Consider the following 24,873-nt stretch of genomic DNA (forward strand, 5'->3'; position numbering starts at 1 on the left):
ACTCATAAAGTTTTTTTGCTACTTTTTGTTCACAAAAAGTAGCCTTCCTCTTCGCTCACCTATTTGGCGGTGCGACCAGGTGATTAACCGGCCCGTGTCCGGCCCCGAAGCCCGGAGCAGTGCGGATCGCCTCGTGCAGATAGGCGCGGGCGCGGCGTACGGCGTCGGGCAGCGTCATGCCCTGGGCGAGGCCGGTGGCGATCGCCGAGGCCAGGGTGCAGCCGGTGCCGTGGGTGTTGCGTGTGGTCAGGCGCGGCAGGCTGATCCGCTCCACGCCGCCCGGCGTGACCAGATAGTCGGTCAGCGTCTCGCCCTCGCCATGGCCGCCTTTGATCAACGCCGCCTGGGCGCCGCGTGCCAGCAGCGCGCGGCCGGCGGCGATGCATTCCTGCTCCGTGCCGACGGGCAAGCCGGTGAGCTTTTGGGCTTCCGGCAGATTGGGGGTGACGATGCTGGCGCGGGGCAGGAGGCGCAGGCGCAGGATGTCGATCGCCGCGTCGGGCAGCAGCACGGCGCCGGAGGTGGCGACCATCACCGGGTCCAGCACCACGGGAATGTTGTCCGGCAGCGTGTCCGCGACGGCGCTGATGATGTCCGCGTTGGTCAGCATGCCGAGTTTGATGGCATCGGCGCCGAGATCGGCGAGCACGGTCTGCATCGACAGGCGCACGAAATCCGCCGGCACGCTGTGCACGCCCGCGACGCCCAGCGTGTTCTGGGCGGTGAGGGCGGTGATCGTGGTGCAGGCATAGGCGCCCAGCGCCGAAATGGTCTTCACGTCCGCCTCGATGCCGGCGCCGCCCCCGGAATCGGAGCCGGCGATGGTCAGGACGCGGAACATCATTCCGCGGCTTCGGCGGTGGTGGCGTGCGCGATGGTGGCGCAGAGCTCTTCGACGATGCCCTGGATCAGCGCGCGGTCCTCGCCCTCGGCCATCACGCGGATCAGCGGCTCGGTGCCGGAGGCGCGGATCAGCACGCGGCCGGTCGCCTCCAGCCGGGCCGAGGCGGCTTCGATGGCGGCCTGGATATGCGGCAGGCGCAGCGGCGAGGCGCCGGCATAGCGCACGTTGCGCAGCAGCTGCGGCAGCGGCGCGAACACGCGGCAGGCCTCCGACGCGCGTTTGCCCGAGCGCACCAGCACCGCCAGCACCTGCAGGGCCGCGACCAGCCCGTCCCCGGTGGTGGAGAAGTCGGAGAGGATGACATGGCCGGACTGCTCGCCGCCGAGATTCTTCTGCTCCGCCCGCATGGTTTCGGCGACGTAGCGGTCGCCGACCTGGGTGCGGCGCAAGGTCAGGCCGAGGCCGGCGAGGAAGCGTTCCAGCCCGAGATTGGACATCACGGTGGCGACGATGCCGTCACCGGTCAGGCGGCCGCTGGCCTGCATGTCGCGCGCGATCAGGCCGAGAATCTGGTCGCCGTCGATGATCTCGCCGCGCTCATCGGCCAGGATCACGCGGTCGGCGTCGCCGTCGAGCGCGATGCCGATATCCGCGCCATGCTCCAGCACCGCGGCGCAGAGATGCTGCGGCACGGTGGAGCCGACCTCCTTGTTGATGTTGAAGCCGTCGGGCTCGACCCCGATGGGGATCACGGTGGCGCCCAGCTCCCATAAAGCGGCGGGGGCGACCTTGTAGGCGGCGCCGTTGGCGCAATCGAGCACGATGCGCAGGCCGTCGAGGCGCAGGCCGCGTTCGAGCGAAGATTTTGCGGCTTCGATATAGCGTCCGGCGGCGTCCACCAGGCGCGAGGCGCGGCCCAGCCGGTCCGGCCGGGCGAGGCGGGCGGAGAGGTCGCTGTCCATCAGCGCCTCGATTTCCCGCTCCGTCTCGTCGGAGAGTTTGTTGCCGTCGGGGCCGAAGAGCTTGATGCCGTTATCCTCGTACGGGTTGTGCGAGGCGGAGATGACGACGCCGAGATCCAGCCGCAGCGAGCGGGTCAGCATGGCGATGGCGGGCGTCGGCAGCGGCCCGGCCAGGGTGACGTTCATGCCCGCGCCGATGAAGCCGGCGGTCAGTGCCGGTTCCAGCATATAGCCGGAGAGTCGCGTGTCCTTGCCGATGATGACGCGGTGGCGGTGATCGCCGCGGGTGAACAGCAGCCCGGCGGCCTGGCCGAGTTTGAGGGCGATTTCCGCCGTCATGGGCGCGGTATTGGCGGTGCCGCGGATACCGTCTGTGCCAAACAGACGGCGCTTAGGGTTCTGGGTCATCGTCTACCGCTACCAGCCTTTCCCAAACGCGCAAAGCCTGGAGCGTTTCCGCCACGTCGTGCACGCGCAGGATGTGCGCGCCTTGTGAAAGCGCGTAGAGCCCGGCCGCGAGCGAGCCCGGGAAGCGTTTTTGGGCGTCAGATTCAAGACCGGCCTCGCCGATGAATTTTTTTCGCGAGAGGCCGATCAGCACTGGGTGGCCGAGTGCCGCGAGGCGGCGCGTGGCGCGCAGGACCGAAATATTTTGGGGGCCGAGCTTGGCGAAGCCGAGACCGGGATCGAGCGCGATGTTGTCGGCGCGGATGCCGGCTTTAAGGGCGCCGTCGCGGGTGGCGGTGAGCTCCGCCAGCACGTCCTCGATCAAATTTGCGTAATGTGCCTGGCAGTTCATGGTTTGCGGCGTGCCGCGCATATGCATCAGCACCACCGGGCAGCCGGCTTGCGCCACCAGGGCAGCGGCGCGCGGATCGTGCTTCAGGCCGGAGACATCGTTGATGATGCGCGCACCGGCTTGGAGTGCGGCTTCCATGGTCGCGGCATGGCGCGTGTCGGCGGAAATCACCGCTCCTTCCTGCGCCAGAGCGGCGATCACCGGTTGCACGCGGGCGATTTCCTGGTCCAGCGTGACGGGAACGGCGTTGGGGCGCGTGCTTTCGCCGCCGATATCGATGATGTCGACGCCGGCCGCCAGCATCGCCCGGCCGGCTGCGATGGCGTCGGTCGCCGCGTGCTTGCCGCCATCGGAGAAGGAATCCGGGGTGACGTTGAGGATGCCCATGACCAGGGGACGGTCGAGGGACAAGCCGGCCCAATGCGCGGGTGCGTGTGTCATGCGGCTGGCTAGCACGAAGTTTTTATCTGCCAAAATTGTAAGGAACTTCCTTGTAGATCAGGAAACAGCGTGCTTGTGCGGCGGGGCCGCTGGATTATATCTGGATCATGAGGTTGTTGCCGCGACCGATCGATTGGCTGAACTGGACGGTCCGCCGTGCGGGCGTCGCGGTGTCGCGCGGCATTGCTTACGGCGGGCTCGATCGCCAGCTTCTGGACATCTACACGCCGGAGGGCGCGCTCGGGCAGTGCCCCGTGATCGTGTTCTTTTATGGTGGGTCGTGGCGCTCCGGCGCGCGCGGCGATGTCGCGTTTGTGGCGCTGGCGCTGGCACGGCGGGGCTTTGTCGTCGTGGTGCCGGATTACCGTCTCTGGCCCACGGTCGGCTATCCGCATTTCGTCGAGGACTGCAAGGCGGCGACGCAGTGGGTGGCGGCGCAGATCGGTGGTTATGGCGGGGACGCACGGTCGCTGTTTCTGATGGGCCATTCCGCCGGTGCCTATAACGCCGCCATGGTGGCGCTGGCGGCCGACGCGCCGGCCTTGGCAGGGATGATCGGCCTCGCCGGCGCCTATGATTTTCTACCGCTGCAGGACCAGACGCTGCAAAAAATCTTTGCCGGGCCGGACGATCCGCTCACCACCCAGCCGATCACCTATGCCCATGCCGCTGCGCCCCCGATGCTCCTGTTGACTGGGGCTGTCGACCGGGCGGTGCTGCCACGTAATACCGCAAGCCTCGCCGCCAAACTGCGCCAGTTCGGCGCGCCGGTGGAGACGCGGGTCTATGCCCGGATCGGCCATACCGGCCTTCTGGTTTCGTTGTTCCCCTATCTGCGCTGGTACGCGCCGGTGCTGCGGGATATTCTGGCGTTCATCGAGGAATGCCGCGCCGGAGGGTTTGCCCGGAGTGGTTCCGACGACGAGATTACCGTGGTACGCCGATTCCCGTAGAGCATGGTTGCTGTGCAGCAACCATGCTCTACTCTATGTTTTGACGAGCGATTCCATTGCTCAATCGCATCGCTGCGCGATGCGGTTTCAAGCAATATCGCTCTAGCGAGGGAGCGTACGGTAATCATGGCGAAACTGTATCTGGGAACAAGGCGCTATTCGTCCTGGTCGCTGCGCGGCTGGCTGATGGTGCGGCTCGCGGGTCTGCCGGCGGAGGAAATCTTCCTGCGGCTCGAAGGGGGAAATTCCAAGGCCGTGAAAGAGGTCTCGCCCAGCGGCATGGTGCCGTATCTCGAACATGACGGCGCACGCGTCTGGGAGAGTCTGGCGATCGCCGAATATTGCGCAGAGATCGCCCCGGCGCTGTGGCCGGAAGAACGCATCGCCCGGGCGCATGCGCGTGCCATCGCCGCCGAGATGCATGCGGGGTTCAGGGCGCTGCGCATCGCCATGCCGATGATTCTCGGACGGGATTATAGCGGTCTTGGCCAGACGCCGGAGAGCCTCGCCGACATCGCCCGCATCGAGGCGCTCTGGGCCGAGACGCGGCAGACATTCGGCGCCGGCGGCCCTTATCTGTTCGGTGCCAGCTTCAACGCGGCGGACGCCATGTACGCGCCGGTGGTGGCGCGGCTGCTCGCCTACCGACCGCCTTTGGGCGAGGCGGCCCATGCCTATTGCGCGGCGGTGCGCCGGCATCCGCTGATGGTGGAATGGTATGAGGGCGCGGCGCGCGAGCCTCAGGAATGGCTGGTCGAGAAATATGAAGCTTTAGGCCAGTAAAAGGAAAGTAGCCGCTTTTTGAAAAAAGCGGCGCAAAAACTTTTGTTATGCTGGGCCATGGGCGTTGTCGGCGGCAGCGCCCATGATCCAAATTAGCAAAGTTTTTTGCTAATTTTTGTTCACAAAAAGTAGCCTTCCTTTTTGTGCCTTAAATTTCTTGCGAAATCGAAAGTACGAGACTACCCCATATTCGTAATGATTCGTTAACGAATGTGGGGTGGCATGGAGGAGGCGCGCTTCGACGAGGAGACCTATCTGCGGCTGAATCCGGATGTGCGGCTGGCGGTCGCCGCCGGGGCGTTCCGCTCGGGTCTTGAGCATTTCCAGCGCTTTGGCGGGAACGAGGGGCGCTTGCTGGCCCGGCCGGAACGCCTGAAGCGGGATTGTGTGGTGTTCACCGCCGCTCCCGAGGCCCGCCGCGGCACGGTGAAGGCGCCGCTTTGCGCCATCGATGTGGTGAAACTGTCTCCCGCCGGCGGCGTGTTCCTGCTCGGCTGGGTGGATGACGCGGTCGACCGGCTGGAGCGCGTCGATCTGTATCTCTCGGGCTGGCTGACCTCGTTCGACGGCGCTTCCCTGGCGCGGCTGCGGCGGCAGGATGTCGAGGCGGAGTTTCCGGGGGGACGGCACTCTTGCGGTTTTTTGGGGTTCCTGTTCGCCGCGCGCGGCCTGACCGGGGGCGCGTGCAGTGTCGTGCTGCGGTTGAAATCCGGCGCTGAGGCGCATTTTCTGCTGGCGGCGGAGCCGATCGCCGACCACGAGCTGCGGAAACTGGTGCTGGGCCACATCGCCAGCGCGCAATATCTGGGCAACCCGTATTTCGAGGCGGTGGCGGCGATCGCGCCGGTGATCGGCGCGCAACTGGTGGATTTCAACAAACTGCTGAGCCGGCGGGCGGTGGCAGCGCCCTATGTCGAGCGGTTTGGCGCGCGCGGGCGCTATAGCGGCTCCATCATCGTGTGCCTGTATGGGCGGCCGGAATATGTGTTTTTGCAGGCGGCGATGTTTTCCGCGCAGCCAGGCATCGGCGCGTACGAGTTCATCTATGTGGTGAACAGTTTCTGGATCGCCGAGGCGGTGCTGAAGGAGGCGCGGCGCGCGGCGCGGATTTATGGGCTCGACATTACCGTGGTGGTGCTGGCGGGCAATGCCGGGTTCGGCGCCGCCAACAATGTCGCCGCTGAATATGCCGCCAGCGACCGGCTGCTGATCGTCAACCCCGACGTGTTTCCGCGCCAGGCCGACTGGATCATCGCGCATGACGAGGTGGTGGCGCAGCGTGCGGAAGCGGAAGTGCGGATGTTCGGCGCGCCGCTTTATTACGATGATGGCTCGCTGATGCATGCGGGAATGTATTTCGAGCTCGATACGCTGCCGGCTCTGGCCGGCGGGAGGCTCGGTAGCGCCGGGCTGTTGCGCGTGGAACATTCCGGCAAGGGCGCGCCGCCGGAGACGGCGGCGCTTCTGCGGCGCCGGCGCGTGCCGGCGGTGACCGGGGCGTTCATGTCCGTGGCGCGGCCCTGGTTCGAGAGCTTAAGCGGGTTCAGCCAGGATTATATTTTCGGGCATTACGAGGACGCGGATCTGTGCCTGCGCAGCCTGGCGGCGGGCTGTCCGGTCTGGTTGCAGGATCTGCGGCTCTGGCATCTGGAGGGCAAAGGTGCTGTGCGCAAGCCGCAGCACGAGGGGGCTGCGGTGGTGAACCGCTGGCTGTTCACCACGACCTGGAAAGACACGGTGCAGAACGGCCTGCTGGGCCCCGCACCGGAGCACGCAGAGTTGCACTCATGAAGGTGCTGCTGGTGAGTCTGTACCATCCGGAGCTGGTGCGCGGCGGGTCGCAGACCGTCGCCTACGAGCTGTTCCAGGGCTTGGCGGAAGTGCCGGAGATCGAGCCGGTGCTGCTCGCCTCCGCCGACCAGACCACGCCGGCGATGTTCAAGAGCGGCGCGCGAATCACCGGCTTCGACGGACGGGAGAACGAATTCCTGTTCCTCGCCCAGGAATACGACCATGGCTGGGAGAAGAGCGGCAGCGCGCTGCTGGCCGAGGCGTTCGAGGCGTTTTTGCGCCTCGTCGCGCCGGAGGTGGTGCATTTCCACCATTTCATGACGTTCGGGATCGATTTTCTGACCCTGACGCGGCGGGTTCTGCCGGCGGCGCGGATCGTGTTCACGGCGCATGAGTTCCTCATCATCTGCGCCGCCAATGGGCATATGCTGCGCCGGCACGAGGATGCGCTGTGCAGCAAGGCCTCGCCGGTGCGCTGTCATCAATGCCTGCCCACGCTGCCGCCGGAACATTTCTTCCTGCGTGAGATGTGGATGAAGCGGCATTTGCAGGTGGTGGACGCTGTCACGGTGCCGAGCCGCTTCATGATCCGGCATTTCGTCGACTGGGGGATCGCGGCGCACAAGCTCAGCCATGTCACCAACGAGGTGAGCCTGCCGCCCGCTAAACCCAAGCTGGCCAGGAAGCGGCGCAACCGCTTTGGCTTTTTCGGGCAATTGGTGGACGCGAAGGGGCTGCAGACTCTGCTCCGCGCCGTCAGCCTGTTGCGGGCGGAAGGATTTTTGGGTTTTCAAGCGGAAATCAACGGCGATAATCTCCGCTTCGCCTCGGCGGAATGCCGCGCCGAGATTGAGAAATTCCTGGCCGAAGAGGAAAAGCTGCCGGTGGCGGAGCGGCTGGTGGTGTTCAATGGCGCCTATCATCCCGAGCAGTTGCCGGCGCGGATGGCGCGGATCGACTGGTGCGTGGTGCCTTCGCTCTGGGGGAGGCGTTCTGCCTGGTGATTTCCGAGGCTTGGGCTTGCGGCCGGCCGGTGATCGCCGCCGATGCCGGGGCGCTGGCGGAGCGTGTGACCGATGGGGGCGACGGGCTGCTGTTTCCGCGCGGCGACGCACGGGCCTTGGCCGAGACGATGCAGCGCGCCTGCACGGAGGAAGGGCTCTGGGACAGTCTGGCCGGGGGGATCAAAAAACCGGCGCGGCGGGAGGAGATGGTGCGGGGGTATTTGCGGGTTTATCGGGGGAAGGAAGTGGCCGCTTTTTAAAAAAAGCGGCGCAAAAATTTTTGTTATGCTGGGTCAGGGGCGTTGTCGCCGACACAGCCCATGACCCAGCATAACAAAGTTTTTTTGCTACTTTTTGTTCACAAAAAGTAGTCTTCCTTACTTCCTGTCCGGCACCGAGCGGTGGCGGAACAGCACGCCGCCTTCCGCTGCCAGCACCACGGCGAGGCCGAGCAGGCTGCAGAGGATGAAGCCGGTGGTGAGTGGCTTGATCGTGCCGTCGAAACTCTGGCCGATCAGGAAGCCGACCAGGGCGGCGCCGAGCATCGAGACCGTGCCCAGCACCGAGGCGGCGGTGCCGGCGATATGGCCGAGCGGTTCCATGGCGATGGCGTTGCAGTTGCCGGCGAGCAGGCCGAAGCAGAACATCATCATCCCCTGGAGCACGGCGAAGCGGAGCAGCGTGTCGTGCCCGGTCAGGCCGAGCGTGGCCTGGACCACGGAGATGGCGATGAAGCCGAGCAAAGCGGCGTGCGAGAGCGGGCGCATCCCCAGCCGTTCCACCAGCCGCGCATTGGTGAGCGCCGCCACTGCCATGCACATCGCGCAGCCGGCGAAAATCAACGGAAACAGTTTGGGCACCAGGAACACCTGGGCGAACACCTGCTGCGCGGAGTTGATGAAGCCGTTCCAGCTGCCGAGCAGGGCGGTCATGGCCAGGGTGTAGCCGAGCGCCATGCGGTTGCTGAGGGTGACGCGAAAGGCGGCGGTGATGTCGGCGATGGAGAGGGCGCGCTCGTCCGCGCGGTTCAGCGTTTCCGGCAGGCGCAGCGCCACCCATATCCAGATCAGCGTGGCGTAGGCGCCGAGGCCGAGGAAGATCACCGGCCAATGCGCGACCAGCAGGACCGCCTGGCCGATCGAGGGGGCGATGATCGGCGCGCCGAGGAACACCATGAAGGTGAGGGAGCTGACCTGCGCCATGCGGCGTCCGGCATAGCAGTCGCGGATGATGGAGATGGAGATTACGCGGGTGCCGGCGGCGCCGATGCCCTGCAGGAAGCGGGCGGCGAGCAGCCAGGTGAAGTCCGGCGCGGCGGCGGTGAGGAGGCTGCACAGCACGTACAGGCCGAGTGCAAACAGCAGCACGGGCTTGCGGCCGAAACGGTCGGCGGCGATGCCGTAGACGAGCTGTGCCGCGGCGAAGCCGAGCATGAAGGCGGTGATCACCCATTGCCGCTGGTTCGCGGCTTCGAGATGCATGGCCGCGCCGATTTGCCCGAGGGCCGGGACCATCATGTCGATGGCCAGAGACACGATCGCCTGCATCAACGCGAGGCAGGCGACGAACTCGCGAAAGCCCATGCCCGGATGCGGGATTCTGGCGCCGGGGGAGGCGGCCGCAGAAAAGGGGGCAGAGCCCACCGGTTGATCGAGTGCCAAGGGTGAAAAAAGCTTTACGAGCTAGAGTAATGGAGCTTGGCTCGTGGGCTGTGTCAGCGACAACACCCATGACCCAGCATAAAAAAGTTTTTGCGCCGCTTTTTTCAAAAAGCGGCCGCTTTCTTTTAGTCCTTATGCGCCAAGGGCAGGCCGGCGGCGGAGCAGAACCAGGCCGAGCAAAGCGGAGACCGCGAACATCGCGCCGCCGAGCAAGAGCATATGCGCGTGGCTCGGCGCGCTGCCCTGGCCGAAGACGGCGAAAATCACGGTCTGCGGCAGGAAGCCGATGGTTGACGCGAGCAGGAACGGGAAGGCGCGCACCGAGGAGAGACCGGCCGCGAGATTGAGCAGAATATTGCTGCCCACCGGCAGCAGCCGCAGCGTGAGCGTGGCGATGAAGGGCTGGGCGCAGAGCGTGGTGTCGATCTTCGTCATCATCTTGCCGAAGCGGCGGCGCACGAAATCCTGGCCGATGGCGCGGGCCCAGATGAAATCCAGGCTGCAGGCGAGCACCTGGCTGACCAAAGCGATGGCGGTGCCGTACCAGGGGCCGAAGGCGTAGCCGGCGACGAAAGCGGGGATCTGTCGCGGCAGGCCGATAGCGGTGAGGAAGGTGGCGAGGAGGAGAAACATCGCCGGGCCGCGCACGCCGCCTTGCGCGATCATGTCGGTGAGCGTGCTCTGTGCCGAGCCGCCGCCGAACAGCGGCAGGGCGGCGGCCACCGCGATCATGCCGCCGGCCATCAGGGCCGGCTTTAAGGCGCGGGTGGCGGCAAGAGCGGGTTTCGGGCGGTTCATGTCGTGGGGCTCACGGATTTGGGTCAAGTTGCGGTTGCTTCCAACGACGCTGCAGCCAGGCGACGCCGAACAAATCGACGATGCCGACTTTGAGCCGGTCCCAGGTGCCGTAATGCGAGGCGCCATGCGCGCGCGCATGGTGGCGCACCGGCACCGAGACCACATGGCCGCCGGCGCGGATGAACAAAGCCGGCAGGAAGCGGTGGATATGATCGAAATGCGGCAGTTCCAGGAACGCGGCGCGGCGGAACAGTTTGAGGCCGCAGCCGGTATCGGGCGTACCGTCGTTCAGAAGTTTGCCGCGCACCTTGTTGGCGATGCGCGAGCCCCAGCGCTTCGCCTCGGAATCCTTGCGGGTGGTGCGGTGGCCGGCGATCAGCACCGGGTTGGGCCCGGAGGCTTCGGCCTTGAGGGCGGCCTCCAGCATCGCCGGAATGTCGGCCGGGTCGTTCTGCCCGTCGCCGTCCAGCGTGGCGATGTAGGTGCCGCGCGCGGATTTTACGCCGGTGATGACCGCCGCACTCTGGCCGCAGCTCTGCTTGTGGCGCACCCGGACCAAAGTGGGGAGAGAAGCAGCGATTTCCGCCAGTACTTTCGGACTCGCATCAGAGCTGCCGTCATCGACATAGACGATCTCGTGGTCGATGCCGGCCAGCGAGGCGGAGATCGCGCTGATCAGCGGCGCGATGTTCGGAGCCTCGTTATGCACCGGGACAACGACCGAAATCAGCGGCGTGTCGGCGGCGGTTTCCGGTTTGCTCTGGAATTTGGGTTCGATGTTCATGCGCTTCATCTAGCCGTTTCATTAAGGCGTATGTGTGGCTCAAATCCGTCAAGGAAGAGATCGCGGCCGCCAAACCCGCCGGGTTTTGGTAAAAAACTGTAACCCTTTGCATGAAGCCAGCGGAGGCCGGCGGCGGGTGCGCCGGTGTCGAGCATGGTGACGCCGAGTCGCGCCAGGATTGCGCTGGCGGTGTCGTTGCCGTTGAGCACGAAACGGCGCCAGCCGGCGGCGGCAAGGTCTGCGGCGATTTCTGCGAGGAGGGCGGTGCCGCTCACGCCAGGGGCGAGCCGGTCCGGCGGGACGGACGTGGAAATAATGATTTTTTGCGCCGTCTGCGCGGCGGCCCAGAGGCGGGCGGCGGGCAGGGCGTCGGGGGCGGCCGGGTCGAGCCGCAGGAGCGGCAGCACCGCGGCGGCGGCGCCGAGCTGGAAGAGAGTCTGGCGGTCCAGCGCGCCGGACAGGATGGCGGCTTTTTCCGCCGCCACCGTGCCAGGTGAGATGGCCGTGTCCTGCGTTTGGGGCAGCAGCCAGGCGGGGCCGCCGATGAGTGGCTGGGCGCTGATTGCCTCGCGGATCGTGGCCTGGGGGCTTAAGTCGGCGGCGTCGATCAGCGCCAGGGCGACACCCTGCTCGCGGGCGGCGGTGACGCGGGCGCGGATCGCGGCCGGGCCGGCGGCGGTGACGTCGTGGGCGATCAGCGCGACCCGGCCGCTCAGCCGCTCGGACAAAGCGTGGACGAGGTTCACCACCAGTTGCCCGTGCTGGAACAGATGCCCCTGGAACACCGTGCGGCCATAGGCGGGATTGGCGAAGCTCGTGGCCATGAAGCCGCCCTGGGCGGCGATGACCATGTCCATGATCGGCGCCAAGGCATCGAGGTCCGGCGGCGCCGCCTGATTGCCGAAGGCGAGGAAGGCAATGGGCTGACCCAGGATGTTCCGTGCGGCGTTAGGGGACAATGAGCTGCTGGCCGGCGTGGTGACGTCGGCGGGCGCGAAAACGGCGGCCTCGTCGTGCAGGCGCAGGCGGCTGCCCGGACCGAACCGGTCGCATACGGACACGCCGTCGGCGAGGGTCATGGCCAACGCGGTGGGGATCATGGAAGTCATTTTGTCGTGATTCTGTCGCCAAATATGACGTCGAAAATGGCACGCGCTCCCTGATTTCGCCAGATGTTGCACCGCAAAAAGGCGTGAGCGACAGGTAGGTGCTTGAAATTGGTATGACAAGGGGCAGGCAGTATTGCACGGCGCTTGGCTTGGCCGGGGCCGGTCGCTATAAGCCGGCACAAAACGGGCCGTCGGTCATGATCGGCCTGAAAGCAATGAAGGATACGGACGGCATGCTCATTTCGTTGCCACCGGATTACCGGCCCTCCGACGACGAGGCGTTCATGAATCCGATGCAGACTGAATATTTCCGCCAGAAATTGCTGCGTTGGCGTGCTGACCTCGTCAAGGAAGCCAACGGGACGCTGGCTTCGCTCGGCGAGGGGGGGATTCTCGAAGCCGACATCACCGACCGGGCCAGTGTCGAGACCGACCGGGCGCTGGAGCTGCGCACACGGGACCGCGCCCGCAAGCTGATCGGCAAGATCGACCAGGCGCTGCTGCGGATCGAAAACGATACTTACGGCTATTGCGAGGAGACCGGCGAGCCGATCGGGCTGAAGCGGCTCGAGGCGCGGCCGATCGCCACGCTGTCGATCGAGGCGCAGGAGCGCCATGAACGCATGGAGCGCGTGCATCGCGACGATTAGGGAACAAAAGGGCCATGGGCGGTGTCAGAGACAACGCCCATGGCCCAGCATAAAAGAAGTTTTTGCGCCGCTTTTTTCAAAAAGCGGCCGCTTTCTTCTGAGGTCTTAGGCCATGCGGGCCTGGACCGCCTGGCGCTGCTCGGCGACCTGGGTTTTCATCGACTTTTGCAGCTTCTCGAAGCCGCGCACCTCGATCTGGCGCACGCGCTCGCGCGAGATGTTGTATTGCTGCGAGAGCTCCTCCAGCGTCGTCGGGTTGTCCTTCAGGCGGCGCTCGATCAGGATGTGGCGCTCCCGGTCCGACAGCGTTTTTAATGCCGTGGCGAGGAGAGCCTTGCGGCCGGTGAGTTCCTCGCGATCGGCCATTTCGGTTTCCTGGCTGTCGCTGTCATCGACCAGCCAATCCTGCCATTCGCCCTCGCCGTCCATCTTGATGGGGGCGTTCAGGCTGTTGTCGGGAGAGGACAGGCGGCGATTCATGTTCACCACGTCCTGTTCCGGCACGTCGAGCAGATGCGCGATTCTGGCAACCTGATCGGGTTTGAGGTCGCCATCTTCGATCGCCTGCATCTGCCCTTTGAGCCGCCGCAGGTTGAAGAACAGCTTCTTTTGCGCGGCGGTGGTGCCCATTTTCACCAGCGACCAGGAATGCAGGATATATTCCTGGATGGCGGCGCGGATCCACCACATCGCATAGGTCGAGAGGCGAAAGCCGCGATCGGGATCAAAGCGCTTCACCGCCTGCATCATGCCGACATTGCCTTCGGAGATCAGCTCGCCGACCGGCAGGCCGTAGCCGCGATAGCCCATGGCGATTTTCGCCACCAGCCGCAGATGCGAGTTGACCAGCGTATGCGCAGCACCCTGGTCCCCCTGGTCGCGCCAGGCCCGGGCCAGGCGTTCCTCTTCCTCGTGCGCCAGCATCGGATACTTGCGGATCTCCTGCATGTACCGGGTGAGGCTGGCATCGGGGGCGGGGGAAGAAACATTGGAGGCCATGAGGTGGAATCTCCCAAAAAATTGTCGAATTTCGCGATGATCGAAAAAGCGAGGAGCATAGCGAAACGCGATTCAAGCCAAGGTTGTCGTCGGGACCCGTCCTGTGTAGCACCGTGAGCCCGGCATGCCGCTTAAAAGGCAGTAACGAACCGGTTAGAAGAGAAACGGAGTGAGACAACACGTTGGGCGCAGTTTATGGGGAGCGGTCGCGCAGGGTCAATCAAATTGGGACAATAGCAGTCCTGTTTCACGCGCATGTGTCGAGAGCGGCTTCCAGCGCCAGGAAATCCGCCGGCGGGGGCGCCGTGAAGCTGAGCTTTGCGCCGGTAATGGGGTGAGAAAACCCAAGCATTTCAGCGTGTAAGGCTTGGCGGGGGAAATCCAGGGCGAGCCCCAGCGCCAGCGGAGGGAGGGTTTTGGCGACCGCCGGGCGGCGGCGCAGATAGACCGCGTCGCCCATCAGAGGATGGCCGATATGCGCCATGTGGACGCGGATCTGATGCGTGCGGCCGGTGCCCAGACGTAGCGCGATGAGTGCCGCGGCGGTCCCGAAATTACGGATTATTCGGTAATTGGTTAGTGCCGCCTTGCCGTTGCGGGTGACCACGGCCATGCGTTTGCGGTCGCGCGGATCGCGGCCGATATCACCCTCGATCGTGCCCTTGGCGGGGTTGGGCAGGCCCCAGCAGATCGCCTTGTATTCGCGGTCGAGGTTGCGGCTGGCGAAGGCGGCGGAGAGGCGGGTGTGGGCGAGCTCGGTCTTGGCCACCACCATCACCCCGGATGTGTCCTTGTCCAGCCGGTGCACGATGCCGGGGCGGCGCTCGCCGCCGATGCCGGTGAGGCTGGCGCCACAATGGGCGATGAGGGCGTTGACCAGGGTGCCGTCGGGATTGCCGGGGGCAGGGTGGACCACCAGCCCGGCCGGCTTGTCCAGCACCAGCAGCGCATCGTCCTCGTAGAGAATGGCCAGAGGTATCTCTTCTCCCTGCGGGGTCGCGGGCTCAGGCGCCGGCAGAAGCAGCCGGTAAGAGGCGCCGGGTTGCACCGTCGCTGAAACGTCGGTGGCGACGGCGCCGTCGCGGCTGAGCCGTCCTTCCAGGATCAAACACTTGACGCGGGAGCGGGAGATGGTGCCGATGCGCTCGGCCAGGAATTTGTCGAGCCGAGCGCCGCCGTCTTCAGGGCCGGCGGTCAGGTCTATGAGGAGCGGGGATGCGGGATCAACCACAGGGTGATTTGCGAGGGTTGAAGGCGTTGGTCGGGATACTGGGCGTGCTGATCGTCATCGGCACGGCGGTGGTCATCGGCACGGTCATTCACCGGCTTTATGCCAGGAGCGACGCGCCGTCGATGGCCCCCCTGGCGGTGCCAGCGGCGCCCGCGCTGCCGGCCGGCGTGGTGGCGCCGAGTTTGGCGCCGGGCGAGCATATCGCTGGGATCGCCGCGGCAGGGGGGCGAATCGCCGTCTGGGTCAGCGGGCCGCACGGCGACCGGCTGCTGCTGATCGACCCCGCCAGCGGGCAGACCAGTGTGCTTTTGCGCACGGCGCCTTAAAGCGTAGGGAAAGCGGCCGCTTTTTGAAAAAAGCGGCGCAAAAACTTTTGGCTATGCTGGGCCATGAGCGGTGTCGGCGACAACGCCCATGGCCCAGCGTGATAAAGTTTTTTTGCTTCTTTTTGTTCACAAAAAGAAGTCTTTTCTTCGCTCGGCTTTTGCAGGTTCCCTGCCCAACGCATGAAATCGTCCGCCAAGAGATAAGTTCGAGCTTTCAGCGTGGCGGCGAAGGCCCGAGAAAAACGTAGAAATCTGCGCCGGGGTGGGTTGTATTAATTTTGGCGCTGGCCTAATGCCCTCCTGCCTCGTCCCGTTCGTCTAGAGGCCCAGGACACTGCCCTTTCACGGCGGCGACAGGGGTTCGAATCCCCTACGGGACGCCATTTAAATCAATGGCTTACAGGCTCTCCCCAAAAATTTGTCTAATATTTGTCCAATATACGGACGTGAGCATCGCTAGATGCCGGTAGCGAATCGCCACGCGCAGCGTAAAACTGCTCAATAAACAAACGGGGAGGTTTCATTGAAAAAGTTCATGGACGAGGCGGCTATTCTTCAGGCTGCAGCAACGCTTGCGGCCGCAAATTACATGGCAGATCGTGCGGCTGAGCCAGCTGCCATCCAGCGTACAGGAGTAGGACGCCAGACGCCAACTGCTTACCTGACGTTCACGCTCCGACAAATGCACGAGGCAGGGCTGATTACCGAGGATCATGTTCCAGAGCGGATGGAAAAACTGTCCTCGTAGAGCGCAACAGTAACAGGCGATCATCCGGTACGTTACGGTGTCTGGGAGAAGGGGCTGCTTACTGTGCGCCCCCTTGGCGCATCAGTTGAACAGGCAGGGGCGGTTTAGCTTCGGGACCGCCTCAGCTTTTGCGCGATTCTAGCAGCCCGTAGTGAAGCGTCGCCGCTGGTAATAAATGTGCCAGGCTGTTTTGCCGGCGACGCGACAGAGGCGGGGGGCGTCTGTTCTTGGCATTTTGCCTCAAAAGCTTGGACGGCTGTGGCGGGAATTCTGACCATTGTTTCGAGGCGCAGGCAAGTCAATTCGCCCGATTTGATCAGGTCGTGGACCTTTCCGGGCGAGCAGTCCCAGCGTGCGGCCAGGGACGCGACGCGGTAGCAGGTGGGTTCGGGTGTGGGGCGATCAGCCATTCTTGGTCCCTCCTCCGAGGCTTACTTCCCCAAAGGACCAGCCATGATAGTCGGGATTTTTACGGATCGCCTCGAGTGCCGAAGGGGACGGGACGCCCCCGCCAGCGTCCAGCGTTGCCTCAATCCACGCCGCAGCCGCTTCCTCGGCGTTGGCAATAGCTTCGTCCAGAGTGTCGCCCGCAGAGAAACAGCCGGGTAGATCCGGCACGACCACGCCGTATGCCGTGTTGTCGTCGCCGATTTCGATAGCGATGGGGTAGCGCATTTTACGTTCCTCATGCTGCCAGGGTGAAATATGGCACTAGCGGTCGTTTTGTAAAATAAAACGAGGGCTGAAGCCCCCGCCGGCTAGTCTGCAACCCACGCTCAGCCAAAGGGCGTGCATACTCCGCACACCCTTCAGGGGAGCTCATACCGTGAGCACCCTTGGCGGCGGGCGCCCTCAATACTGAGGACACCAGCGCAATTTTGCGCCGTTCAAAATCAACGACTTAAAGATAGATCGGCACCGTGTTGATACCCTCCGAACGAATTTTCGACCGATTAAAATCAACGGGTTAGAATGGCCCTCAACAGTATTGAGGGTGCCAACATCAAAGACTTAGCCAACGGTCGCCGCGACTTTCCTACGTCGGCGCAGTTTACGCAGACCTCAACTGAAAATGGCGTCGCGTCCCCAGATCGTTCCAGGGCCTTTTCGCACTAAAGAAATCCACGACCATCCTATTTTGAATTTGAAGTGCCGCCCGTCGAGCCAGAGCTCTGACCGGAGCTGTTGGGCGCAGTTTGGACGCCGCCATTCCCCATGCCTGTGCCAGGTGGTCGCGTTCCCTTCCCCGCCCCCATGTAAGGTGATGGTGTTGTGGCGCTATTATTATTCAACTGGCTGTTCATTGTGCCGGAGGTAGTGCCCGAAGTGCCGTGAGTGCCGCCCACACTACCGCTGCCCATGCTGCCGCCAGTGGTGCCGGAAGTGCTCCCGCCGGGGCCGGAACTCGTCTGAGCAAAAGCCGCGCTCGAACACAGGACCGAGAGCCCGAGCACGGAGGCAAGAATAATCCGCAGTGACATGTTGTTTCCCCTTTTATGTGGTCGCGGAGCGCGACGTAAGCCGGCCAACGGCGCTTCTCCAGGCCCCGGGCGTGAAATCAACATGTGAAAAGGTTTAAGCTTGCGGCAGGTGAAGGCGCCCCTGGTTGGGAATGAGTTTGTTAGGCCAATAAGTCCGGATTGCTCGCCGTGCGGGCGCGCTCTTGCATAGAGAGCTCGAGAAGGATGTCGTTTAGCGCGTCAGCGTCGGACTCCATCTTGCTTGAGGTCCACATCAAGGCAACGCGGGCTTTGTCCGCCTCGATGCCATCCGAGTCATGCTTAACCATACCCTGAATGGCATAGATTGCGTCCCGCAGATCGGCCGCATACCCGGCCATGGCCTTCAAAGGCCGGCTGTCTTGTGCCGCTGGGGCATCGCTCATGACGTTCATGCCCGGCCCTCCAGGCTGACCAGATCCTGCAGGAGTTGGGACACGTTCTCCGCCTCGAGGTCGGCGAAGCCCTCCTCCGCTGCCAGCACCCGAGCCTTGGCGATGATGCCTTTAAGGGTATTGGCCGGCGTGTCGCAGGCATCCGCAAGCGCATCAAGTTGCCGGTTCATCAGGCGCTCATCCTCAGCATGCCATGCATTATAAGCCGCCTTGTCAGGATGGCTGGGGCTCGGCTCAGGCATCTTAGCGTAGAACTCTTTCATCGCGGCCAGCGCCCGGTGATATTCGGAGCAGAAGCCCAGGAGGGCGCCGTCGCTTGGCGCGGACATGGTGGCCGCTGTGGCGCGATGGGCGATGGCACCGCCAGCCAGCAGTGCGGCGGTGCCGGCGAGCAGTCCGCGGCGGGATGGTGTATGTGTGGATGTAGCCTCAGTCATGGTTGTACTCCATGGTTTGGGTTAGGCCGGGCGCGGGAGCTTCCACCTTCCCGCTCGGCCATTCTGTCTTACGTGACAGATCTGGAACACTGTGCCAATATACGCCGCCTGTCAACAAAGTTGTAACGAGGTTCCAGTTTGAATTCTACTCAGTGCCGCATGGCCCGCGCTGCACTTCAGTTGGGGGTGCGTGAAGTCGCTAAGGCGGCTTCGGTTTCTCCGACTACGCTCGCCGATTTCGAGAACGGGAAGCGAATTCCCCATCCACGCACCGTCGATGCCATCCGAGCCGCCCTTGAAGCCGCTGGCGTTCTGTTCGTTGCGGAGAATGGCGAGGGGGCCGGGGTGAGGCTACGGAAGGGAGCGCGAGAATGACCGACCTCATCCCCAGATGATATCGTCACGCGTGATGTTAGATATCCGCCGCTGAGGGCGCGTCGCACTGCTTTTATTTCTTAGACATCATGTAACTTAGAGTTACATAGACGATAATTGAAAATTTCGCTACCGAACCGTTGATGACTCTCCGTCACGCTCGTGGCACGCTCGGCCGCAAACAGGCTTAAAGGGCTGGGATGGTGTTTTTACGGACTGCCTGGAGGTGGCGCATTCCAGGGATTTTGCTTTTTGGCAGTCTTTTTCTGCTTTCCGGATGTACTATTGGCCCACAAGGGGGCGCCGGAGTTCCTTTCGGACCTTTTACAATTTATCCCGCTCCATCGCATGTCTATTCATCTGATGCGGTATCAGCATCGTCTCAGGAATATGCTCAGCCCGGAGGCATGGCGCGGGGGCAGCCATCTGCCGATGCATCTGCAGATCCGCCGTGTCCGGAGGATATGTATTGTCCAGCGCCTGGACAGGTATATTCCCCAGGCACCTACTGCCGTTGGAACCGAACGGGATTGCCTCCAGCGCAACTGCAGATATGCCTGGACCAAGACAAAGCGAATCCACCAAAAATCTATAAAGCGAAACCAGGAGAGATTCTCACCTCACTTTTAAGCGGCTGCAAAGTTGGGGGTGCCGTTAGTTGCAACGAAGACCTGTTTCTTCCTGTTTGGCTGACGATCACTGCCGACAGTGGCGAGGCAACTAAGATTGACATGAACTCCATCCTAGGGGGCGGGAAAAGTGGTGCGGCGGTTGTCGTTTACACGTACGTCCCTGGCACTTCGTTTGATCCAACGCGCATGGAGACGCTGCACTTTGACTGTGCCGGTCACGTCATGGAGATGAATCCATGGCCTCCGGTCGTGACAGATGCGCCGCCTAATTCTGTTGCGGGGGAAATCGCCGATATCGTATGTCAAAATACTGCAGATTAGGGTGGTGACTTTACTTAAGTGCGGTCGATGCCGAGGTCGCGGACGGCCTTGCTAATTGCTTTATCTCTCGGTTGCGCACCACCAGATAAAGGTGCGTCACCGTGACGCACCTTTTCGGCCGTTAGTTTTACCCACTCATCGACGTGCTTTCGGAATTCGGTCTCGGTCAGCTCCGAGCGGTGCAGGTTCTCGGCAATCTCCCCATAGGCTCAGCTACGCAAATTTGGTTGCGCCCCACATTATTCGTCTCGGCTTTATCCCCACGCGTCGCCTCCCGTTGCACAGCACGCTCGCTCTGCCCGGTGCGGGAAGCGGTGTCGCCTGTGAAGCGGCTGCCTTAGACGTGCTCCAGATGCCGTTCGTGCTCGGCAGTGATTTTTTTGAGGGTTGTGATGGGCATCGCACGAGAAACTTTACGGGCGACAGCTTGCACGAGAGCGTCCGAGGCGGGCTGTTTGAATTCCTGCGTGATAATCTCGCGAGCAAACGCTTCGGCTTGTTCGGCAATTTTCTGTTTTACGGTCATGACGTTTCCCTTATGGTGTCGGCTGTTGGGTTGAGATCTCATCCCATGTCCGGTCGATGACAAGGTCGGCGAAAAATCCAATCCAGAGCTTTTGCTTAAGCTTTTTTTTTCAAAAAGCTCCGGAGCTCTTCGTTGACCTCGACTAGAGGCGTAAGTTCCTTTGCAACATCGTCTCGTCTGATGGCCGTCCCAGATGGGAAGCCCGTACGTACGAAAGTATATGTTTTCCGCGCCGTATTCGTCCACACCTGAATGTGGCGATTGAAAAAATCTATCAGTCCCGCGTCTTTTAAGCGGTTTTCAATGGGAAGTGTTAGCGACATTAGCTGATCTCCCGTACCGTCTCGACGGTCACCCCGACGCCCCAGGCCAAGGTAATCAAGAGCAAAATGACGGATACCCCAACTGCGGCACCGCAAGACGCCCATTTTCCTAGAATTGCTGCCGCAGCAGAAAGAGCAGCGGCAATCACCCCAAACATCGCTAAGGTAGCCTTGCGACGGAATTTGGCCCTCACAGCGCCCTGCGATTCGCTATCATAGCCGGCATAGGCTGTGGATAGAAGAACGATGGGGGTTAAAGCCTCAGTGGGTGGCTGCTGACAGCGCCTATGGTTCGGCCTCGAACCTCGCCTGGCTGGTGAAGGACAAGCAGATCGCGCCGCACATCCCGGTCTTCGGCAAGTCACAACGCACCGATGGCACCTGGTCGCGCGAAGACTTCACTTGGGATGGCGAGAATAACCGCTACATTTGTCCGGAAGGTAAGGAACTCGTCCAATACCATAGGACCTATGCCACGCCCCGGACGGGCGTAGACAAGGATGGTTGCAGCCGCTACCGCGCCACCAAAAAAGACTGCGCGGTTTGCCCGTCAAAGCCCGTCTGCTGCCCGAACGCACCGGCCCGCAAGATCCCACGCGATTTAAACGAGGACAGCCGCGACGTGGCACGTGCGATCGCCAAGACGCCAGAGTATGAACGGAGCCGGCATCGACGGAAGAAAATTGAAATGCTCTTCGCCCACCTCAAGCGCATTCTTCATCTTGGTAGGCTGCGACTACGAGGACCTTCAGGCGCCCGCGACGAGTTCCTGCTCGCCGCGATCGCTCAGAACCTTCGAAAACTGGCAAAGCTCAGGCCGCTGAAAACCGGCAGCATGATACCAGCGACCGTATAGGCCAAGCCGCCGCGCCGTGAACGCGGGAACACGGGCGCCGCGGCTTTCTAAGATGAGAGAAACAGCCAATTGGCCAGAGAGGGGCGCGCCACTTCGCCCGACTAAATCAACGGTATCTATACAGACCGGACATCGGGCCAGATCTGCAGGCCAGTCTCGCAAAGCTATTATATGTCGGGTCATCAGCCCGTGCAGGGAGAGACGGGCAATGTCTGCCGCACTTCAGGTGGGGACTGGAATATGCAGGCTACCGCTTCTACGGGCAGTGCCACTTCCTAAATATGCTTGAAGTTTGAGGTTTTTAGTTGTTAATATTTTTCACGAGCGAGGAGGGAACTCGATGCCGGGAATGTTGAGTTCTTTTTCACAATAGTTAAACTTAAACTTCATAACCACGAAAGACGAAGCGTAATGCGCCTCGCCTCTGTCGCCTTGCTGCTTTTCACAGTTTTGCCCGGTCCTGCTGTCGCACAAACCGAGTCCGGTCTGCCAGATCCGGCTTTGACGCCCGGCGCGATTAATCCCCAGATTACTCAGGCCAACATCGATCGGACAATCTGCGTCCGCGGCTGGACGCGCACGGTGCGGCCGCCGAAGGCATACACGGAGGACGTCAAGCATCATCAGATCGACGTTAGTTACCGCTACTTCGATAAGCGCCTTCGCGCCTACGAGGAAGATCACCTGATCCCGCTCGAGCTCGGCGGCTCGCCCACAAACCTGCAGAACCTCTGGCCGGAGCCGCACTATGTCTACAGCGGCTGGGGCAGCTTCGTCAAAGACCGCCTCGAATACCGCCTGAACCGAATGGTATGCGACCACAAAATTTCTCTGGATACCGCCCGCCAGGCGATCGCGACGAACTGGATCACGGCTTACCAGGAATACATCGGACCGACGCCCGAAGGGGAACGCTAACTTTTCGGGCCCGAGAATGGTACGCTACAGACATGCCTGGGCCCTAAGAAAGATACGTTCTGCGCTTGAAGAGCGTCATGCCCATTTGCTTCCCGGGAGAGGGTATCGAAAACTCTATTTCAGAAATGGATAACGGCCGATCGGAGCCTAACCGCTTTGTGGCATTTGGGCTCTGAAACAGACGTTCGCGTCCGCACAATCTGGTGGCTGCGCCCGACGCAAAATGACCTGCGAGCCAGACGAAGTGAATCGCCTATTTTCAATGTGTTCCAGTTATCACTTTCGAAGCATTTGGCTGGCCATAACAAAAAACACTTTTTCAATGAGTTGGTGTTTTTCTGCGGACCAAAAGTAATAACGCCTCCTTCCATTCGAGGACGCCGATCCGCGGACCTGCTTGTCCATTGCCGCGAAATCCACCCGCTTGCACCTAGGCGCCGTCGCGCAGGGTATGTGTCATACAGCGCGATGCGATGATCCTGCGCCGCGGCAACGGGGCCATGAACGGCGGACCGGGTGGCAGCAGAAGACACAGGTATCGAGGCCGTCATGGGACAATCGTCATCGCTGGCATTGGGGACCGACCTACCCTGCTCCATGCCAACCGCCTAAACCACCGTGTGCTTGGGTTGGGAAGGCGCCTGACCGAACCGCCTTTGCCCATAGCTGCCTCCATGATCCGTTTTGTTACCAGGCGCCCCCGCCCTTTCGTCCCGGGCATCCTCATATCTGTCGAGTATTGAATTCATCTGCCGTGCCAAAATCACGGCATTATCCTCGATCACCATCGAGTGATGGTCTCCTGTGGTTTGGACAATTTCGAGCCCTCGGGCGAAGAGGCCAGCCCATCCATGGGCAGGATCGCTGCCAGGCAACATGTCCTCCGAATTATCCGCGCGAATGAGCACACCTGCGGCATCCAGCGGGCGTGGGTGCCATAACCTCCCAATGACGCGCCCCAGCCGATCGATGACCAACGTGTCGATCGGCACGCCCTGCTCATCAAAATAGCCCGACGGCAGAATCGTCGCCGGCGGGTGGTTCGCCACTTTATCCAGGAGGCTCTTGAGAGAATTGAAGCGATGCTTCACGCCGGTCGGGACCCGCGAAAGCACAAACCGGATTAAGGTCCCGGAATCGCCGAGCGATGTGCTCATTCGTTGCATGGAAAAGGCACCATCGGCATTCTCGAAGAAGTCCGAAAGCGATAGCAGAACCGAGGCTTTTTCACGGAGGCGCGAGAGACATTGAATGGCCTGCAATGATTGCCCGCCCAGCGCAAAAAAATTACTGTCAGGGCCAATGTGCGGCGCCGCGAGAAGGTCGACCCAGATGTCAATGATGATCCGCTCCAGCGGCAAGCCGTCGCCGGACTCCCCGCCTGCGGCGTTTGCGGCCGATGCGCCGGATCGCTCCTGTGCCAGCGCGCCGGCGGCCGTCAGTCTTTCCGCCTCTTCCGTCAGGCGCAGCCGCCGCACTTTTCCCGAGGGGCCTTTCGGCAGATCCGCAACAAAATAAATGCGCGCCGGAGTCTTGAAATAGCCCAGATGGCTTTCGCAGAAGCTCAGCAGCTCCCGTTCGTCGCAACGCGTCCCGTTCCGCAGGACGGCGAACGCCACCACATCCTCGCCGACATGCCGATCAGGCACCCCGACCGCGGCCGCCTCCAAAACCGCAGGATGGGACTCGAGAATTTCGTCGATCTGTTTGGGCGCGATGTTCACGCCGCCCTTGATGATCAGCTCCTTGGAGCGACCGATCATGAAGAAGTAGCCGTCTTCATCGCGATAGGCGAGATCGCCCGTGTGCAACCAGCCTTCACTGTCAAACGCCGCCGCGGTTCCGACGGGGTCCTTGTAATAACCCTGTGTCATCCCGTCGCCGCGCAGCAAAACCTCGCCCGGTTCCCCCACCGGCACATCCAAACCCTCGCGGTCGACGATCCGGGCCTCAAACCCCCAGGGCAGACCCGGCGAGCCGATCTTGTTTTGGCCCGGCGGCACCGGGTTCGAGAACACGTTGCCGGCTTCCGACGAGCCCATCGCCTGGATGAGCGGCAATTTGAATTTGTCGATGAATTCGCGGTGCAGGGAGGGCGACAGCGGCGCCGAGGAGCTGCGCAGGAAGGGGATGCGCTGGAAGGCCGCGGCCCGGCTGTCCGCCTTCGGGTCCTGCCAATCCAGGAGTTGCGAGATGATCGTCGGTACCACCGCTGTCTAGGTGCAGCGATAATCCTCCATCTAGTTCCAGAATTCCGCGATCGCGAACCCATGCGGCACGACCACGGAATGAACCCTAAAATTTTCTACAGAAAATTATTTAATCCGGATATTAAATCGAAATGTTAGTTTTGCTGTAATAAAGATGTGGCTTTGTTGTGGCTTTAAGTATTTCATAAAATTACTGAGAAATGAAACAGTTTTTGATGCTCGCGCAAACACATCAAGGTTATCCGCTTCCCTGTTCTAATGTGCTTCAGCGCGCAAAAGTGATTCTATTGGTTTTTTCGGATATTTTGACCTGTTCTGCCGCGGCAAATTAGCCCGTACTGCATATGCATCCCGCGCATCCTGCGACGCTCCGAGGCGCATTGGAAACATCAGGAAAAATTATTTGCGATAAGCGCCGATGCGGGCGCGGCAACCAGACACGCCGTCCGTTGGCTCAGATGCCGAAGCCACTACGCCATTATTTTTTTCTCGCAATTT

25 protein-coding genes, 1 tRNA gene and 1 pseudogene are annotated in these 24,873 nt (G+C 62.2%); 12 read left to right on the forward strand and 15 right to left on the reverse strand.

Going from position 1 to position 24,873, the window contains the following annotated elements; all coding sequences use genetic code 11:
• Nucleotides 1-55: 55 nt before the first annotated feature.
• From thiD to folP, 3 genes are read right to left on the reverse strand one after another with little or no spacing between them, the layout of a single operon-like run.
• Entirely contained in the window at nt 56-844 is a 789-nt protein-coding gene (gene thiD / locus VGG47_RS05925) for a bifunctional hydroxymethylpyrimidine kinase/phosphomethylpyrimidine kinase (RefSeq protein ID WP_331536413.1), read from the reverse strand.
• The gene (gene glmM, locus VGG47_RS05930) at nt 841-2,214 is read right to left on the reverse strand and encodes a phosphoglucosamine mutase (protein WP_331536415.1); all 1,374 of its coding nucleotides are present in this window, start codon (nt 2,212-2,214) and stop codon (nt 841-843) included. The genes thiD and glmM overlap by 4 nt, the downstream gene beginning before the upstream one ends.
• Nucleotides 2,198-3,046 carry a dihydropteroate synthase gene (gene folP / locus VGG47_RS05935; RefSeq protein WP_331536417.1) on the reverse strand — a complete coding sequence of 283 codons (849 nt, stop codon included), beginning with the start codon at nt 3,044-3,046 and terminating at the stop codon, nt 2,198-2,200. Before folP ends, glmM begins: the two co-directional genes overlap by 17 nt.
• A gap of 107 nt (nt 3,047-3,153) precedes the next feature.
• On the opposite strand from folP, the gene VGG47_RS05940 reads away from it, so the two are divergent.
• The 5 genes from VGG47_RS05940 to VGG47_RS05960 all read left to right on the forward strand — a co-directional run bounded on the left by VGG47_RS05940 (nt 3,154) and on the right by VGG47_RS05960 (nt 7,837).
• Nucleotides 3,154-3,999 (forward strand): alpha/beta hydrolase, encoded by an 846-nt coding sequence (locus VGG47_RS05940; protein WP_331536419.1) that lies wholly within the window; start codon nt 3,154-3,156, stop codon nt 3,997-3,999.
• A gap of 126 nt (nt 4,000-4,125) precedes the next feature.
• Complete coding sequence (locus VGG47_RS05945) at nt 4,126-4,782, forward strand: glutathione S-transferase family protein (RefSeq protein ID WP_331536421.1); 657 nt, start codon at nt 4,126-4,128, stop codon at nt 4,780-4,782.
• A gap of 222 nt (nt 4,783-5,004) precedes the next feature.
• Nucleotides 5,005-6,573 (forward strand): hypothetical protein, encoded by a 1,569-nt coding sequence (locus tag VGG47_RS05950; protein WP_331536423.1) that lies wholly within the window; start codon nt 5,005-5,007, stop codon nt 6,571-6,573.
• The gene (locus VGG47_RS05955; RefSeq protein ID WP_331536425.1) at nt 6,570-7,577 is read left to right on the forward strand and encodes a glycosyltransferase; all 1,008 of its coding nucleotides are present in this window, start codon (nt 6,570-6,572) and stop codon (nt 7,575-7,577) included. The genes VGG47_RS05950 and VGG47_RS05955 overlap by 4 nt, the downstream gene beginning before the upstream one ends.
• Nucleotides 7,535-7,837, forward strand: coding sequence for a glycosyltransferase (locus VGG47_RS05960; RefSeq protein WP_331536428.1), 303 nt, complete (start codon nt 7,535-7,537; stop codon nt 7,835-7,837). Before VGG47_RS05955 ends, VGG47_RS05960 begins: the two co-directional genes overlap by 43 nt.
• Before the next feature lie 117 nt (nt 7,838-7,954).
• Here VGG47_RS05960 and VGG47_RS05965 read toward each other — a convergent pair whose 3' ends face one another.
• The 4 genes from VGG47_RS05965 to VGG47_RS05980 form a co-directional block, all read right to left on the reverse strand.
• Nucleotides 7,955-9,238, reverse strand: coding sequence for a multidrug effflux MFS transporter (locus VGG47_RS05965; RefSeq protein WP_331536430.1), 1,284 nt, complete (start codon nt 9,236-9,238; stop codon nt 7,955-7,957).
• Nucleotides 9,239-9,370: 132 nt separating this feature from the next.
• Entirely contained in the window at nt 9,371-10,063 is a 693-nt protein-coding gene (locus VGG47_RS05970; protein ID WP_331536432.1) for a TVP38/TMEM64 family protein, read from the reverse strand.
• Nucleotides 10,047-10,820: a glycosyltransferase family 2 protein gene (locus tag VGG47_RS05975; protein ID WP_331536434.1), complete on the reverse strand. Its 774-nt coding sequence runs from the start codon at nt 10,818-10,820 to the stop codon at nt 10,047-10,049. The genes VGG47_RS05970 and VGG47_RS05975 overlap by 17 nt, the downstream gene beginning before the upstream one ends.
• A 5-nt stretch (nt 10,821-10,825) precedes the next feature.
• The gene (locus VGG47_RS05980) at nt 10,826-11,929 is read right to left on the reverse strand and encodes a nucleotide-binding domain containing protein (protein WP_331536436.1); all 1,104 of its coding nucleotides are present in this window, start codon (nt 11,927-11,929) and stop codon (nt 10,826-10,828) included.
• A gap of 233 nt (nt 11,930-12,162) precedes the next feature.
• Here VGG47_RS05980 and dksA point away from each other — a divergent pair, with 233 nt between their 5' ends.
• On the forward strand, nt 12,163-12,579 hold the full coding sequence (gene dksA / locus VGG47_RS05985) for an RNA polymerase-binding protein DksA (RefSeq protein WP_331536476.1): 417 nt from the start codon (nt 12,163-12,165) through the stop codon (nt 12,577-12,579).
• Nucleotides 12,580-12,684: 105 nt separating this feature from the next.
• Here dksA and rpoH read toward each other — a convergent pair whose 3' ends face one another.
• Both rpoH and VGG47_RS05995 read right to left on the reverse strand, forming a co-directional pair.
• On the reverse strand, nt 12,685-13,578 hold the full coding sequence (gene rpoH, locus VGG47_RS05990; protein WP_331536438.1) for an RNA polymerase sigma factor RpoH: 894 nt from the start codon (nt 13,576-13,578) through the stop codon (nt 12,685-12,687).
• A 247-nt stretch (nt 13,579-13,825) separates the two neighbouring features.
• Nucleotides 13,826-14,809 carry an RluA family pseudouridine synthase gene (locus VGG47_RS05995; RefSeq protein ID WP_331536440.1) on the reverse strand — a complete coding sequence of 328 codons (984 nt, stop codon included), beginning with the start codon at nt 14,807-14,809 and terminating at the stop codon, nt 13,826-13,828.
• Here VGG47_RS05995 and VGG47_RS06000 point away from each other — a divergent pair.
• The gene (locus tag VGG47_RS06000; RefSeq protein WP_331536442.1) at nt 14,794-15,135 is read left to right on the forward strand and encodes a DUF6476 family protein; all 342 of its coding nucleotides are present in this window, start codon (nt 14,794-14,796) and stop codon (nt 15,133-15,135) included. The two genes, VGG47_RS05995 and VGG47_RS06000, sit on opposite strands and share 16 nt — an antisense overlap.
• Here VGG47_RS06000 and VGG47_RS06005 read toward each other — a convergent pair.
• On the reverse strand, nt 15,132-15,332 hold the full coding sequence (locus VGG47_RS06005) for a hypothetical protein (protein WP_331536444.1): 201 nt from the start codon (nt 15,330-15,332) through the stop codon (nt 15,132-15,134). The two genes, VGG47_RS06000 and VGG47_RS06005, sit on opposite strands and share 4 nt — an antisense overlap.
• A gap of 110 nt (nt 15,333-15,442) precedes the next feature.
• Here VGG47_RS06005 and VGG47_RS06010 point away from each other — a divergent pair.
• Both VGG47_RS06010 and VGG47_RS06015 read left to right on the forward strand, forming a co-directional pair.
• Nucleotides 15,443-15,518, forward strand: a tRNA-Glu gene (locus tag VGG47_RS06010).
• Nucleotides 15,519-15,658: 140 nt separating this feature from the next.
• Nucleotides 15,659-15,883: a hypothetical protein gene (locus VGG47_RS06015; protein ID WP_331536446.1), complete on the forward strand. Its 225-nt coding sequence runs from the start codon at nt 15,659-15,661 to the stop codon at nt 15,881-15,883.
• Nucleotides 15,884-16,285: 402 nt separating this feature from the next.
• Here the strand turns inward: VGG47_RS06015 and VGG47_RS06020 are convergent, their stop codons facing one another.
• The 3 genes from VGG47_RS06020 to VGG47_RS06030 all read right to left on the reverse strand — a co-directional run bounded on the left by VGG47_RS06020 (nt 16,286) and on the right by VGG47_RS06030 (nt 18,214).
• Nucleotides 16,286-16,558 carry a type II toxin-antitoxin system HicB family antitoxin gene (locus VGG47_RS06020; RefSeq protein ID WP_331536448.1) on the reverse strand — a complete coding sequence of 91 codons (273 nt, stop codon included), beginning with the start codon at nt 16,556-16,558 and terminating at the stop codon, nt 16,286-16,288.
• A gap of 946 nt (nt 16,559-17,504) precedes the next feature.
• On the reverse strand, nt 17,505-17,777 hold the full coding sequence (locus VGG47_RS06025; protein WP_331536450.1) for a hypothetical protein: 273 nt from the start codon (nt 17,775-17,777) through the stop codon (nt 17,505-17,507).
• A complete protein-coding gene (locus VGG47_RS06030; RefSeq protein ID WP_331536452.1) occupies nt 17,774-18,214 on the reverse strand; it encodes a hypothetical protein in 441 nt (146 codons plus the stop codon). Before VGG47_RS06030 ends, VGG47_RS06025 begins: the two co-directional genes overlap by 4 nt.
• Before the next feature lie 159 nt (nt 18,215-18,373).
• On the opposite strand from VGG47_RS06030, the gene VGG47_RS06035 reads away from it, so the two are divergent.
• A complete protein-coding gene (locus tag VGG47_RS06035; RefSeq protein ID WP_331536454.1) occupies nt 18,374-18,589 on the forward strand; it encodes a helix-turn-helix domain-containing protein in 216 nt (71 codons plus the stop codon).
• 1,290 nt (nt 18,590-19,879) lie between these two features.
• Here VGG47_RS06035 and VGG47_RS06040 read toward each other — a convergent pair.
• A complete protein-coding gene (locus VGG47_RS06040; RefSeq protein ID WP_331536456.1) occupies nt 19,880-20,068 on the reverse strand; it encodes a hypothetical protein in 189 nt (62 codons plus the stop codon).
• 558 nt (nt 20,069-20,626) lie between these two features.
• On the opposite strand from VGG47_RS06040, the pseudogene VGG47_RS06045 reads away from it, so the two are divergent.
• A pseudogene (locus VGG47_RS06045) lies at nt 20,627-21,247 on the forward strand (transposase); the annotation flags it as partial.
• Between the two features lie 411 nt (nt 21,248-21,658).
• A complete protein-coding gene (locus VGG47_RS06050; RefSeq protein ID WP_331536458.1) occupies nt 21,659-22,165 on the forward strand; it encodes a hypothetical protein in 507 nt (168 codons plus the stop codon).
• A 608-nt stretch (nt 22,166-22,773) separates the two neighbouring features.
• Here the strand turns inward: VGG47_RS06050 and VGG47_RS06055 are convergent.
• Nucleotides 22,774-24,375 (reverse strand): non-ribosomal peptide synthetase, encoded by a 1,602-nt coding sequence (locus VGG47_RS06055; protein WP_331536460.1) that lies wholly within the window; start codon nt 24,373-24,375, stop codon nt 22,774-22,776.
• Nucleotides 24,376-24,873: the final 498 nt, after the last annotated feature.

Source organism: Acidocella sp., assembly GCF_036489515.1.
Taxonomy (GTDB): domain Bacteria; phylum Pseudomonadota; class Alphaproteobacteria; order Acetobacterales; family Acetobacteraceae; genus Acidocella.